Here is a 15,288-nt window from a genome sequence, read left to right on the forward strand (position 1 = left end):
TATGCAATTATTTTATTTCCTGCCAGGAAAACACAGTCCCGTCTTTACGGTTGGGTATAGTCCCGGGCCAGTCGGCAGAATAAGGTTCGTCTGTACGCGGATCTAAACCAATGAAGCGATTGGTCTTTAGGGATAGTAGCATACACTGTCCCCATAGCATATCCTGCCACATGAAGAGGCTGCCTTCCGTTTCTTTCTGCATGAGTCGAACATCTGCTGAGAGGCCGGCTCCGGTGACGGTGACAAAGCCTGATCCGTCTAATGCTTCAAGAGCTATACGTCCTTGTCCGCGGTCGTGTACACGGAACTGGCATCCGGTACCGTTGAACGTATTACTTCCCGGATAGGAACGATTCAGCATACCGTGGGGATTAGCCCAGACTTGCTCACCGTTTGCGAGATTGGTTAGTGTTATCACTTTGCCGAGAGGACGATTTTTAGAGCGATCTGCCAGTGGTTCTTTTACCTTGAAATTGTCGAAGTCGGCATAACCTCCCGCTTTTCCATTCGTATTGAAAGCAAATAAGGCATACCGTACTCCCTGGAAAGTCTTCATTTGATACCCCAGACGCAGTTCGCCGCCGACTTCTTTAAATGTTTTACCGTCTGTACTGAAGCTGAGTGTTGCCAGGTCTCTATTGTAATCACCACTGGCACGCAGGTACACTTGTGGGCCGGATAATGGTTCGTCTGTAGACTGGTTCTTTACTAAGTCGTAAAATCTCAGGATGAATCCCTCGTCAGTACGCACTACACCGATCCAATAATAGGGAACATTCAATAACCCAAGTCCGGCTACGTCACCTTTCTTTAAGGATTTGGCATTTAATTCGACGGTGGCGCTGGACTCCGGACCGATAGCGCGTTGAGTAAGTGTATTTTTCGCATACATGAAGTTTTTGGCAGGGAGAGTGTGCAGACGCAGTACACCTTTTTTCTCAGTGAGCGACCATTTCTTATCTACCGGAATATGGTTCCATTGCCAGATCGGTTTTAGTTTGGCAGACGAGAAATCATCATCACGCTGATAAGTTGTCAGAGGAGCTATATCCGTTCCGGTATCCGGTTTGAACCAGGTGCGTGGTGAGCGTCCCAGGTTTCCTTCCAATCCGAAGTAGGGCCAACCATCTTTCCAGGTCACGGGTGAAAGGAAAGTCAGGCGGCCTGCGGATTTTACGTCCATCATTGAGAATCCCCACCATTCACCATTAGGCAGATCGACGATGCCTCCCTGATGAAGGGTTACTGCACCGAAACCATTTTCAGAAGGGCGCTCAAATTCCATTGCTTCTCCTTCATTGGGGATGTTCGACCAGAAGCCATATCCTTTGGTCCACCAGCCACGTTGTGTACCCATGGTTTCACGATTACTGATAACCACGGTTTCGTAAGGACCTTCCAGTTTGTCGGCGCGGGCACATTGCATACGGCCTACGGGTGCATAGTCTGCACTGATGATATAATATTTTCCGTCTATTTTATAGAAATGATGCCCTTCTCCCATGGCATTACCTTTAGGGATGATTACTTTTTCACTGCCTTCCACATAGCCGCTGAAGTCAGGTTTGAGTTGAATCAGATGTACTTCGTCGTAACCATGTACTGCATATATCTTGTCGTCGTCATCAAACAATATGCCCAGGTCGTAAATTCTGCCACCCATATTCTTGTGTGTCCAGGGGCCGGCGGGATCTTTGGCAGAGAAAACTTGTAAGCCATGGTCATTTACGTTGACGAATACATAGAAAGTGCCTTTGTGATAACGGATGGCAGGTGCCCATATTCCGTTTCCATAAATGCCTTTATCGCCTTCCAGATGAAAATCAGGTCCTAAATCGAGTTTGTCAAAGATATATGTTACGAACTCCCAGTTTACCAGATCTTTGGAACGTAGTAGCGGTAGTCCGGGCATGGCATGCATGGAACTGGCAACCATGTAATAATCTGTTCCTACACGTATCAGGTCAGGATCGGTAAATTCATCGTAAAACAGAGGATTGGTAAAAGTACCGTTACCGTTGTCGGCTGTCCACGACTGGGCTTGTAACTGGCAGAATGCCATCAGGCCGAGGATGATAGAGAATATATGCTTCATGGTCATAATAAATAGAATAAATTAATTAATTTGAGGACTTTTCGGAGAACATCCAATAATCGAAGTTGAAAAGCTCGTGGGGAGTTTTACCTTTAAATATAAGGTATAGGTCATGAACTCCTTTGACCGGCTTCACATGGGTAGAGTGTTGTTCCCAATTATCCCATTCTCCGGTATAGGGAATGTTTAAGGTGCCGATCACTTCACCTTCGGGTGAGTCGATTCTTAGTTCTATTTCTCCTCCATGATATCTGCTGGATGCGGAAGCGGTGAATTGCGAAGCACCTTTCTGTCCGAAGTTCACATCACGCACCTTGATGTAATCGGTATTATGAATAGCGGTTATATATACACCTTTTTCTTTATCGGTGGCAGATGTAACGCCTTGTGCCCATGCTATAGTTTCCGCTTCAGTTCGTTTGTATGGATTGAGTGTACCTGTTCCTTTCTTTATACCTTCATTAGTCATGTGCATTTGCGGTATGGTTCCGTCGGGGTTGTATGTGAACTGTTCCACACATACCGATCTGCAATAACTGTGCCCACCGGGCAGCGCATCATTATGATAGAAGAAGTAGGAGTTACCTTTAAAATCAATTATTCCGGGATGGTTGGTATTACTTCCTTTTTCCAATGGCATTACGACTCCTCGGGCTTTCCAGGGACCTTCTGCGGTCCGGGCGGTTGAATAATGTATGGATTCCGGGAATTCGGCGGCATAAATCATATAATACAGGTTGTTACGCTTATATACCCAGGGCGCCTCTGTGAACCTTCCCACAAAGGCGGTCTGGTCTTTGATGTCGAGTGCTGTGATTGAGCCGTCCAGGGATATCATATCTTTATTCAGTTTGGTCTGATAACAAGCCCCGTTTCCCCAATAGAGATATGCTTGTTTATTACTGTCGATAAAGACCGTAGGGTCAAGGTCATCCCAGGAGTGTTTGGCGGCTGTAGTCATGTCGTTGGTTACTAATGCCTGGCCCAATGCATCTCCGAAGGGACCATAAGGAGTATCTGCAACGGCTACACCGATGGATGAACCCGGACTGAATCTGTTTTGTGAGGATATATACCAATAAAACTTGCCATCCCGCTCTATGCATTGTGCAGCGCTGGCATCTCCGGCTGACCATTTGAAATCACTTGTTTTCAGCGGTGCTCCACAGTCCGTCCAATTCACCATGTCGGTAGTGGTATACAGGCGGTATTCTCTCATCAGGTATGCGTTGGAAGGAGCATCCTTTTCATCGCATCCCACATAAAGGAATAATGTATCGTTATGCACCATTGGAGCAGGATCGGCTGTATATTTGGTTTGAATAATCGGATTTTGAGCCGTTGCCAAAAGTGGAAGGAACCCCAGATATAGGGCTAAAATCTTGTTTTTCATCATAATCGTTATTGTTGATAGTTGTTTTTAATACAAATATTTATTGTGGATATTAATGTATGAATTTTATTGAATGGTTTTGATTTCTTTTCCGATAGTGACACCCGCTTCATTGAAACTGTCTATTGCGAAATAATAAGTCTGGTCAGTGTTCAATATGTTAATGGATACCTTGTTGTCTTCATATACCAGATAATTATGGTATAATTTGTTTTTCTGTGTACCGAACCGGATATTGTATCCGGTAGCATCGTTGACTTTACTCCAACTCAGATTTACGGTTCTGCGGTTATCGTTGTTTCTGGTTAATTCCGTGAATTGGGCAGTTGCCGGAACCGGTTTATCCACTTTCCCGAACACTCTTAAGCCGGAGATGGAAAACTTGCCGGAAGGGAAATAGATATTGGTGATACGGATATACCTGGTGTCTGCCGGTTTGTCCAATTGGATGTAGTCATTGGGAGCATCAACTTTGTTCTCTGATTTGTCAACTAACAGATTCCATGTAATCCCATCTTGGGATTCTTCTATCCGGTATTGGTAATATATGGAATCCGATTTTCCCAATGCGGTAGCATCCTGGTCGGCAAAGTTGACCTGAATGGCATAGACTTTAGAGTTCCGGTCTAAATCAACAGTCATAAACTCTCCTTTGTCTGCGGTTTTTGCGCTCCACCATGTTCTGATATCTTCATTCACGGCATTCTCTGTAGGATATCCTTCCAATGTAGATGACGCTTCTACCTTCTTTTTATAAGACAGGAGCATCCATCCCGGGAATAAATCTTGTGGAGAAGATATTTTTTTATCAGGAACAATCATAGGATAGTCCCCCCATGCTGTGTATGCATAAACATCCCCATCTTTGTCAAAGAAGGTTGGATATAGGGAAATCCTTCTTTCGAACATGTGCCTTCGTGAGATTGTGGAAGTACCGATATTCCAGTAGTTCCCATATAAATCCTGAAATGTGCTGCCATGTCCGGTTCCGTTGACAAAACCTTCGGGTTTATAAGAGAAAGGATTATGTTTGAGTAAAGTGAATGGGCCCAATGGATTTTCCGATACGTAAACTCCGTTGCTGTAACTTTTGAATTCGGTACCGGGTACTGCATATTGCAGGTAATACTTCCCTTTGTATTGGTTCATCCATGCGCCTTCAAGCCAGCAAGTGTGCTTGTAATTGGTATTATAGTCTCCGGATACTTCCCAACCGTATTTTTCAGCATTGCTGTAAAATAAGGGAATGGCTTCCCCTTTGGGCATAAATGTTTTTTTATCCAATTCCATTCCCATCATGGGAGTGGCTGCACCGGAACCATAGTATAGATATACTTTGTCAGTATCTGAATCGTAAAACAACATCGGGTCTGCCAGGATATAAGGAAACTGATCGGTTACCAACTCCCATTTGCCTGATTTGGGATCAGCGCTTTTATAGATTTTGTTGGTGGCTACGGAGGCCGTGAAGTAGATCTCTCCGTCCATTTCCATAACGGTGGGAGCATACTTCTCGATGGGAAGACTGTCAGTGGTTATTAAATCCCAATGAACAAGATCTGTTGAATGGAAATAACCGCCGGATTTAGAAAGGAAAAGATAATATTCTCCTTTGTATTTTATCATACTGGGGTCTGCTGCCTCACGCCAGGACGGAGAGTCGAGTGAAAAACGATAACTTAGGTTTACCGGATTACAAATTGTTTTGACCTTATTCTCTTTTTCCCTACATGCTGCCAATAGAATGGATAATAGGGAGAGTAGCAGAAATAATACTTTGGAATGATTGGTATGATACATGTTTTTCATTATTCTGATATTTTAAAAGTTCTGCCTGCAAAGTTAGGGGAGGAGATAGGGAAAGGACTTTTCATTTTAGATATTTCATTTTGCATTTCAGATAAAAAAGGCCTGCATAATGGTCTCCGGCCTTATTTTTGAGGCTTTTCTTAGATTTCGGTAGGTGTTTTGCCGAAATAGCTTTTGAAGGCGCGGCTGAAAATGCTAAGGCTTGAAAAACCGGAAAGTTCGCTAACTTCGGTTACAGTATATTGACCGGATTGCAGAAGTTTGAGAGCATGATTCATCCGTACGGTCTTGATAAAGTCAGACGGCGATTGATCCGTCAATGTTTTAATTTTCTTATATAGAAGTGAAGAACTCACATTCATGGCTGCGGCAAATTCTTCCTTTCCAAATTCGTTATTGGAAATGTTTTCGTTGATGATGCTAATTGCCCGGCTTACGAACGGATCACTTGGCTTACTCTGGGGCACAGGCAGCTCTTCCCGGATGCCCGGTTCTGCCTGTGCCATTCTTTCTTGCATGAGTGCCTGGACAGTATCGGCAATAAGCCTGTCATTGGTACTCTTCCGCTTCAAGCGGTTCGAATAACTTTTGAAAGCATAAATGATATAGCAGATGGTGCATAGACTGATGATAGCTGCAAACCACCAGGTTTTCCAGAAAGGAGGCGTGACGTGTATGTTCAGGCTGCGTTCATCAATCATTTGTGATAGAGAACTGTCGTACATCCTGATGTGTAATTTGAAGTTTCCACCCGGAAGATTGGTATAATTAATAAAGTGAAGTTCCGAAGGGCGGCTCCAGTTTGCGTCCAATCCCTCTAATAGCCACGAGAATTTCATGTTTCCTGAAGAATTCCCTATTGGAAGCAGCTCTAACATGAAATTGTTCTGAGTGTAGTTTAAGGAAAGATTCTTCTGTTGATTGACGGGAGTATTGTTTAATAAACCGGGAATTGTGCGTATGGAGCGGCCTGCTACGGTGATATTCTGGAAAAAGATATTTCCTCGTGGAGGGGTTTCCTGAATCAGTTCCGGCGCAAACATGATTGCACCGTTGCTTGTTCCCCAGATCAGCTTGCCATTCTTCAGCCGCGTACAGGAGTTGACGCAGAAAGTCGTGGTTGAAAGGGAATAGACCGATGTGTAGGGTTGGATTGTATTATCTAAGATGTTGAGCCGGCACAAGCCTCGTTCTGTACCAATCCATAAGAAACCGCTGTCAAATAAGATACTGTTCACATAGTTGGACGTCAGGCCGGATTCCGTTGTAAATCTCTCTGTTTGTTGTTTGTCATAGTCATATCTTATCAGGCCGTCTCTGCAAGTGGCAACCCATATTGTATTGCCGGTTACTACTACGTCCTGAGTCAGACTGCCTTCAACTAACGTTTCCACCGTTCCCTGATTTTTATCCAGCAACAACAAACCACGTGAGGTTGTAAGCAACAGTTTCCCCGGAGAAAGTTCGGCAAACGCGCTGACGGGCTGGACCGGATATTCACGGAAACGATCTTCTTTTACCAGATAACAGGATAGCTTTTGGTTGCCGCCTATCCACACGTCTCCTTCTTTATCCACGAAAAAGTCAAAGATGAAATCGCCAGTAAAGCCGGGAGTGTTGGTCTTGGAGGAGTAATGTTTCAGCGTTTTTCCGGTTTCACGATCCAATAGATAGATGCCGGAAGAATAACTTCCTGCCCAGATATGTCCCTGGTTATCTTCACATAGAGATAAGAATACCTTTGCCTGTTCCGATTTATTCTGGTAATAATGCTTCCACTTGTTGGATGCTGCATCCCAGCGGCTTACACCATTGTTTGTAGCAAACCATATATGCCCTTCGTGATCTTCAATGATCTGGTTGACGTAATTGTTTCCTAAGGAGTTTGGGTTGTTTATCTGGTAAGTGACCGGTGTGATCTGGGAGTTGTTGTTTTCAAAGAAAGACAGCTTTCCGGTGAATGTGGCTATCCAGTTTTTTGAACCGTCGCAAAGAATATCATATACTCCGTCACCCCGGAGTGAAAAAGGATTGTTCAGGTCCTCCTTATATATATGGAGAATTGTATCTCCTTTTTCGCTGATGTTCCAGATACCTTGTCCGTCAATACCAATCAGAAGGGTGTTTTTGGCATCCTTTCTGATAGCAAGAATGGGTTGCTTCGGAAAGTTTCTGATAGGGATATCTGATAAAGATTTCCGGATGATGTCATAGTAGAAAAGCCCGGCCGATCCGGTTCCAATCCATAGACGTTTTAGCTGGTCGTCATAGTACAGGCTGGGTACCTGAAAGAAATCTTCCGTAATGTTTGAGTAAAGAAGCCGGCTTTCTGATGTCGAAATATTCAGTAGTGAAATGCCTGCCGATGTAATATAGAATAAATGATTGCCGTCATAAAAAGTGAGATGCTTTATGTCCTCTTCCGTTTGTGGGATTTTTGTAAGTATGTTATTCTCATATTTAAAGAGTCCGATCGAGGAAGCAATCCAAAGTACATTGCTTGTATCGGCAACGATGGTTCCTATTGTAATGTGGCTATTATCGGTTTCTTCCCGCAAGTCTGTCAGGAAGAAGAACTGGTCTGTAGGTTCGTCATAATGGAATATCTGGCCGTTATTGGTGTAGGAGAATAGTTGTGAATTGCTATAAGTCAGCTTTACGAATACAAAATCTGTGGTTCGGCAGGGAAGTTCATAATTGCGGCAGTCGCCTTCAGTCACTCTTAAAATGCCGGTTTTGGTGGAGGTCCAGATAAAACCATACTGGTCTTTACAGATGGAAAATGCTTCTCCTGATGTAATGCCATAGGTGTCACTGATGTTGTAGAATTTGGTATTGGTAGAGAAAGAGTTCAAACTAATAGAAAGCAAGACAAACAGCAGCAGTTTGACTCTTTCTTGTAATATCATTTGGAACTTTTTCATTAAAGGAGCATTCGTTGTTTAGAAATTCTGTAGCAAAGATAATAAATATCTATTGAGTTATGAATTAATTCGCCACGGAGTAACACAGAGTTTCACGGAGATGAATCCTGCACCGTAAAGCAAATAAGAAAGAGCGCTTTGCAGGAGTTAGACTTCATTATCTCGTTATATAGAAAGCTGAATGATAGAGGAAAAACTTGATATGCTCCTTCCTTTTTCTCCTAAAGCCTTAATGTTAATGTTATTATGCTATAAGCAAAATCTCGTTTTTCAATTGAAGGCTGTGCAGCCCGCAGTTGTGGGACCGATAGCCCTCAACTGTAAAACGTAGAGCCCTCAACTGTGAAACGAAGTTTTGTTACGGGCAAAGGAACAAAAACAATAAGGCTAAGTTGGGTTTTCATAGGACCTTCTTTCCATTTTTCTTATTGTTCCTAAGTATTCTATTGTGGGATTTGTCGATCTCGCAACAGGATTTTCAAGTTCTTTTCGTCGCCTAATATTATGATATGAAAGGAATCAGGAAGGTTTTTTGAAGAATAATGCAGAGATATCCTCTGTTTTCTTGTAAAAGAGAGGTGTTTACGGGGATGTGCGTAAGGTATGTGAAAAAACGTGTTGAGAGTCTGATTATTAGCTGGTTGTAATAGAAAAAGTGCTTTGAAAGCCTGTTTTTGGGGTGTAGGATGAAATTTGCCTACACCATTCTACATCATTCTCCACGCATCTATTTGTCTGATAATCAAATGAAAAAAGTCTCCGGTGTAGGATGTAGGAAATAGAGAACTATTTTTCCAATAGAAGAAATTTATTGTTTGCGTTGTTTTTGTATGGGATAAATAGGCATTTGTATCTTTAACATACCGTTCTACAATACTTAGATTGCGTTATTCCGGTCGGGAACATTATTTCTAAAACGTTGGTGGAGTCGTTTTCTCTATCATAATGCGCTAAATGATAATTGCCGTATCCTATGATATCTATTCCGATATTTTGTGTATCTTTGTTGCATATTTCTTCAGTGGTGAAGGGATATGTTTATGATTTGGAGATCATTTTATTATTCGTAATTCAAAAAGTCTGGTAAATTTTTAAAAGCACGGATAATAAGTGAAGGTCTCCACGTCTGAGTTGCATATAACTTTGTTATATACATTCTGGCGTGGAGCTATTGCTTATTATTTGCTTGCGGGTTTACCAGAGCCTTTGAATTAAATAATATGTTAATAGCTCTTACGCCACTTCTATTATAGAGGTATAGGGGCGACATCAACCTTTAAAACTTATAACACGATGGATGAACCTTTTACTTGCACTTGCCAAATGAAAACCGACTTAGAAAACTCAGCCGATGTATTTTCCTTTTTTAAAGAGAACTACCCTTTACCCGGTATTGTTGATAATCTTAATAAACTTTCCAATAAAGAGTTACGCTGTGCCTGTTGCTTGATGGGGGCTGCTTTACTTAGCATCTCCCGAAAGAAAACGATTTGGGGCTGGCTGAAGATAAAGGGATAGATAATGCCAATTCTGTTTTTATGGAAACGACAAAAGCAATAAGAAAACTATCAAAATATAAAGAAGGGGTTTCGGTGGAAACCCCTATTTTTGTGCCGTCAGGTATTGGCATGTTCTATAAAATAATCTATGTGAATCTATAAACTATTAAAGGCACATGAAAAAGCTTCTTGGATTTTCTATTTTTCTTGTATTCGTTTTGATTGCTTCTCTCACGGCAGAAGCAAAGGTAACACTTCCTGCTATTTTTTCAGACAACATGGTATTGCAGCAAAACACACAGGTGAATGTGTGGGGGAAAGCTGCGCCCGGAGAAAAAGTAACGGTTAAAGCATCATGGCTGGATAAACCTGTGACTGCCAAGGCTGCGGCCAATGGTAAATGGACCGTGAAACTGAAGACACCGAAGGCAACAACCAACCAGTCCGTTACGGTGAGCGGTGAAAATGAGATTACCATTAATAATGTATTAATAGGTGAAGTTTGGCTTTGTACGGGACAGAGTAATATGGAGTTCCCCGTATCGCGTCATCCGGATGTGAAGTGGAATACCGGAATGCTGAATGAAGCGGAAGAACTGAAGGATGCTGATTATCCGGAAATCCGCCTGTTCCATGTGAAACACCAATTGGCGCACGAGGGTGAGTTGGACGACTGTGAGGGGGAATGGTTGGTTTGCAATCCGAAGAACCTGTATGACTTTTCGGCTGTGGGCTTTGTCTTCGGACGTAAGTTATATAAAGAGCTGAAGATGCCCGTAGGGTTGATTCAGTCTACCTGGGGCGGAACACATGCGGAGTCATGGACAAAGCTGGATGTAATGAAGAAAAATCCGCTTTATGCCGATGTGCTGAAAGACTTTGCATTGGAAGGCGTGAAGCAACAGAAAAACTATTGTAAAGTACCCGCAACATTGTGGAATGGTATGATACATCCCATTCTGGGATATACGATAAAAGGAAATATCTGGTATCAGGGAGAGTCAAACTCTATCCGTGCCGATAAATACCAGCAGGTATTCACCAATATGATAAACAGTTGGCGTAAGGAATGGAAACAGCCGGATATGCCATTCTACTTTGTGCAGATAGCTCCGCACTACGGACAGCCGGCTACTATCCGCGAAGCCCAACTCCGGACCTGGCAAAGCGGACTCAAGAATGTGGGTATGGCAGTTATCACTGATGCGGGCGACTCGCTCGATATCCATCCCCGCAATAAAACAGTGACGGGTGAACGTCTGGCTGCCTGGGCATTGGCAAAGCAATATGGTAAGGACGTGACTTATTCCGGCCCGTTGTTCAAGACAATGAAGGTGGAAGGGAATAAAGCTGTATTGAGCTTTGACTATGCTGACGACGGACTGATGACTCCGGACAATGAACCGGTGAAAGGTTTTATCGTTGCCGGTGAAGATCGCCGCTTTTATCCCGCTACGGCCCTAATCAGGGGAGACAAACTGGAAGTTTCCGCTCCGCAGGTTTCCGTGCCGGTAGCTGTGCGTTATGCATATTGCAATTTCTTCCGCGTGAATCTTTATAATAAAGCCGGATTCCCGGCTACTCCTTTCCGTACAGATACGTGGGAGCCGGATTCGTATGCCCGTTGGTTTGCCGATTCGGAAATGGTACGTTTTCCGAAAGCCTATCAGTTGGATCATGGGAAGCGTCTGTTCTTTGGATATGCGCAGGGTGTAGGCTGCTGTGCGATGTTGCGGATGTGGAAGAAGACAGGAGAGCGCCGTTATTTCGACTATGTGGAGCAATGGGCGGATTCGCTGATTAATGATAAAGGAGAAATCCATTTGTATCATGTGGAAACATACAACCTCGATTATATAAATTCAGGTAAGGTTTTGTTCGACCTGTACCGTGAAACAGGCAAAGAGAAATATAAAACAGCAATGGATGCCCTGGTTAAGCAACTGAAAAACCATCCGCGCACGCTGGAAGGCGCGTACTGGCATAAGCTGATCTATCAGCATCAGATTTGGCTGGATGGCTTATATATGGCATCTCCTTTCCTCGCACAATATGGTGCGGAGTTCAACAAACCCGAATGGATTGATGAGGCGGTAAAGCAGTTTACGCTTTGCCAGAAACATACGTATGATGCCAAAACCGGGCTTTATCATCATGCCTGGGATGAAAGCAAGAGCCAGCGTTGGGCAGATCCGGAAACAGGACATTCGCCTAACTTCTGGGGACGGAGTATCGGATGGTGGTTTATGGCGATGGTGGATGCGTTGGATTTCATTCCCGAGAACCACGAAGGACGTGCCCGGATGATTGGCTGGATACAGGGACTGGCTGAAGTGTTGCCCGCTTATCAGGACAAAAATGGTTTGTGGTATCAGGTACTCGACCAGCCGAAACGGAAAGGAAACTTCCCGGAAGCATCTGTGACCACGCAATTCATGTATGCTTATGCAAAAGCTGTGAATAAAGGGTATATTGACCCGAAATATCGTGCTGTGGCTGAGAAGGCTTTCAAGGGATTGAAAAGTAAACTGATGGTAGAACGCCAGGATGGTACGCTGACACTGACACGTTGCTGCCAGGTGGGCGGCTTGGGCGGACATCCGTATCGCGATGGCAGCTTCGAATATTATATCGGTGAGAAGATGCGGGATAATGATGCAAAAGCAACAGGACCGTTCATTATGGGCTGTCTGGAGCTGAATAAATAGTATATATCATGAAAAAGAATTTATTGGCAATAATCTTTGCTTCTTTCTGTGCCGGGACCCTTTCCGCACAAAATATAGCGTGGCCTGAAGTAACTACGGAAGCTAAACCGGGGGCTCGCTGGTGGTGGATGGGGAGTGCGGTAGATGCGGCTAACCTGACCCGCAATCTGGAAGCATATTCCAAAGCCGGGATGGGCACGATGGAAGTTACTCCTATCTATGGGGTGCAGGGTAATGATGCAAACGAAATTCAGTTCCTGACTCCCGGGTGGATGCAAATGTTACGCCATACGGAAAGTGAAGCTGCACGCCTGGGTATGAAGATTGATATGAACACAGGTACGGGCTGGCCTTTCGGTGGCCCGGAAGTGGGTATAGAAGATGCTGCCTGTAAATTGCTGATTGAAGAATATACACTGAAGGGTGGTGAACGCCTGAAAGCAAAGATAGAAGTGACGGATGAAAAACAACGTCCGTATGCCAAACTGTGTAAGCTGATGGCTTTCAGAGTGCTGACTGACGCTGCTACTTCGAAAGAACAAAAGGCTGTGCGTTGCTATGACCTGACTTCGAAGATAGAGAACGGAAAGCTGGTATGGAAGGCTCCGAAAGGGGAGTGGCGGCTGATTGCCGCTTTCGTAGGTAAAACATTTCAGAAAGTGAAGCGTGCAGCTCCCGGTGGTGAAGGATATGTGATGAACCATTTTTCGGCAAAAGCAGTATCCAATTATCTGAACCGGTTTGAACGGGCTTTTGCCGGAAAGGCGACTGATGGTTCTGCCGGAACTCCAACAGAGTATCCGCATAATTTTTTCAATGACTCTTATGAAGTTTACGGTGCCGACTGGACGGACGACCTTTTTGAACAGTTTGCCCGCCGTCGTGGCTATAAACTGGAACACTTTCTTCCGGATTTCCTTTCGAAAGACCGGACAGAGACTACCCGTCGCATTATCTCCGATTACCGCGAAACTCTTGCCGAACTGCTTCAGGAGAACTTCACCCGCCAGTGGACGGACTGGGCGCACAAACATGGTTCACGTACCCGTAACCAGGCACACGGTTCTCCCGGTAATCTGATAGATCTTTATGCGACGGTCGACGTGCCCGAATGTGAGGGGTTCGGACTGTCCGACTTCGGTATCCGAGGATTGCGTAAGGATTCGCTGACGCGTCCCAACGACTCTGATCTTTCCATGCTGAAATATGCTTCTTCGGCAGCGCATATTGCCGGAAAACCGTTCACTACTTCAGAAACATTCACTTGGCTGACAGAGCACTTCCGCACTTCACTTTCGCAGTGCAAACCCGATATGGACCTGATGTTTATCTCGGGTGTGAATCACATGTATTTTCATGGAACCACTTACTCGCCCGCTGAGGCTGCCTGGCCGGGTTGGAAGTTCTATGCTTCCATTGATATGAGTCCTACGAATAATATTTGGCGGGATGCCCCTGCATTTTTCGATTATGTCACCCGTTGCCAGAGTTTCCTGCAAATGGGACAACCGGATAATGACTTCCTGGTTTATCTGCCTGTATACGATATGTGGGATGAACAGGACGGGCGTCTGTTGCTTTTCGATATTCATAAGATGGCAAAGCGTGCTCCCCGTTTTATAGAGGCGGTGCATCGTATTTATAGTGCGGGATATGATATGGACTATATTTCTGATAACTTCATCCGTAATGCCATGTGTCAGGACGGCAAGATATTGACTTCCGGTGGTGTCTCTTATAAAGCGCTGGTAGTTCCCGGTGCCCGCCTGATGCCTGCCGATGTACTGGAGAAACTGCTTCGTCTGGCAGATGAAGGTGCTACGATTGTCTTTCTGGAGCAATATCCGGAAGATGTGCCGGGGTTGAATACTTTGGAAGGACGCCGTACTGAGTTCAATAAGGCGCTGGCACAGATAAAGGAGCGGGAAGGAAAGGGACATATTCTCTTTGGAACAGATTATGCTCGTACACTGGCCGCCACTGATGCTGTTCCCGAAGAGATGAAAACAACTTTCGGATTAAGCAGCATTCGCCGCTCGCATCCTGAAGGACACCACTATTTCATCTCTGCTTTGAAAACAGAAGATACCGAAAACTGGATACCTTTGGCTGTGCAGGCACGTTCGGCAATGCTTTATAATCCAATGAACGGAACCTCCGGTAAGGCACGGTTGCGCCAAAATAATGGCAGGACGGAAGTGTTCCTGCAATTGGCATCCGGTGAATCTGTTATCCTGAAGACGTTCGCGGACCAGGACGTTTCTGCACCCGAATATGGATACTGGACGCCTGTGGTGCAGAACGATGTGAAGAAGACGTCTCCGGTAACTTATTCTTTTACCGATAAATGGGGATTCCGCTTTGTAGAGGCAAGCCCTGCGGTTGCTGCCACTCCGGACAGTGTATCTCTTGGCTCATGGACGGAAATTCCTGCCGAAGGTGCAAAGAATGTGATGGGAGCTGCTTGCTATACCACTACGTTTACACTGAAGAGTCCTGCCGATGTCGAAGAGTGGATGCTCGACCTCGGGGATGTTCGTGAGAGTGCCCGTGTACGCATCAACGGACAGGCGGTAGCTACGCTTATTGCAGTTCCTTATCGTTGTCTGGTAGGTAAGTATCTTCGTCCGGGCGTGAATACATTGGAGGTGGAAGTAACCAATCTGCCCGCTAACCGTATTGCTGATATGGATCGGCGCGACGTTCCCTGGCGTATTTATAAGGATGCCAATATTGTGAATATCCATTATAAAAAGGATAATTATGGCAAATGGGAGCCGGTTCCAAGCGGTTTGCTGGGACCTGTACACTTGATTCCTATGCAGACTTTGAAATGAGAACTTTATAATTCGGAGACAGG

7 protein-coding genes are annotated in these 15,288 nt (G+C 44.6%); 3 read left to right on the top strand and 4 right to left on the bottom strand.

The genetic code is table 11. The annotated features are described in order from the left end of the window. Positions 1–7: 7 nt before the first annotated feature. The 4 genes from K429_RS0100935 to K429_RS0100950 form a co-directional block, all read right to left on the bottom strand. Positions 8–2,095, bottom strand: a complete 2,088-nt coding sequence (locus K429_RS0100935) for a glycoside hydrolase 43 family protein (RefSeq protein ID WP_025725746.1) — start codon at positions 2,093–2,095, stop codon at positions 8–10. A 25-nt stretch (positions 2,096–2,120) separates the two neighbouring features. Then, positions 2,121–3,491 carry a glycoside hydrolase family 43 protein gene (locus tag K429_RS0100940; RefSeq protein ID WP_052340617.1) on the bottom strand — a complete coding sequence of 457 codons (1,371 nt, stop codon included), beginning with the start codon at positions 3,489–3,491 and terminating at the stop codon, positions 2,121–2,123. A gap of 63 nt (positions 3,492–3,554) precedes the next feature. Further along, complete coding sequence (locus K429_RS0100945; protein ID WP_007217098.1) at positions 3,555–5,297, bottom strand: family 43 glycosylhydrolase; 1,743 nt, start codon at positions 5,295–5,297, stop codon at positions 3,555–3,557. A gap of 140 nt (positions 5,298–5,437) precedes the next feature. Continuing rightward, the gene (locus tag K429_RS0100950) at positions 5,438–8,206 is read right to left on the bottom strand and encodes a two-component regulator propeller domain-containing protein (protein ID WP_231501794.1); all 2,769 of its coding nucleotides are present in this window, start codon (positions 8,204–8,206) and stop codon (positions 5,438–5,440) included. 1,308 nt (positions 8,207–9,514) lie between these two features. Between K429_RS0100950 and K429_RS0100960 the strand changes: the two genes are divergently transcribed. The 3 genes from K429_RS0100960 to K429_RS0100970 all read left to right on the top strand — a co-directional run bounded on the left by K429_RS0100960 (position 9,515) and on the right by K429_RS0100970 (position 15,265). Continuing rightward, entirely contained in the window at positions 9,515–9,739 is a 225-nt protein-coding gene (locus K429_RS0100960) for a hypothetical protein (protein ID WP_007210563.1), read from the top strand. Between the two features lie 157 nt (positions 9,740–9,896). Next, positions 9,897–12,428, top strand: a complete 2,532-nt coding sequence (locus K429_RS0100965; RefSeq protein WP_025725749.1) for a glycoside hydrolase family 88 protein — start codon at positions 9,897–9,899, stop codon at positions 12,426–12,428. 8 nt (positions 12,429–12,436) lie between these two features. Further along, a complete protein-coding gene (locus tag K429_RS0100970) occupies positions 12,437–15,265 on the top strand; it encodes a glycosyl hydrolase (RefSeq protein ID WP_025725750.1) in 2,829 nt (942 codons plus the stop codon). Positions 15,266–15,288 lie beyond the last annotated feature (23 nt).

It is taken from the genome of Bacteroides sp. 14(A) (assembly GCF_000526555.1).
Taxonomy (GTDB): Bacteria; Bacteroidota; Bacteroidia; order Bacteroidales; family Bacteroidaceae; genus Bacteroides; species Bacteroides cellulosilyticus.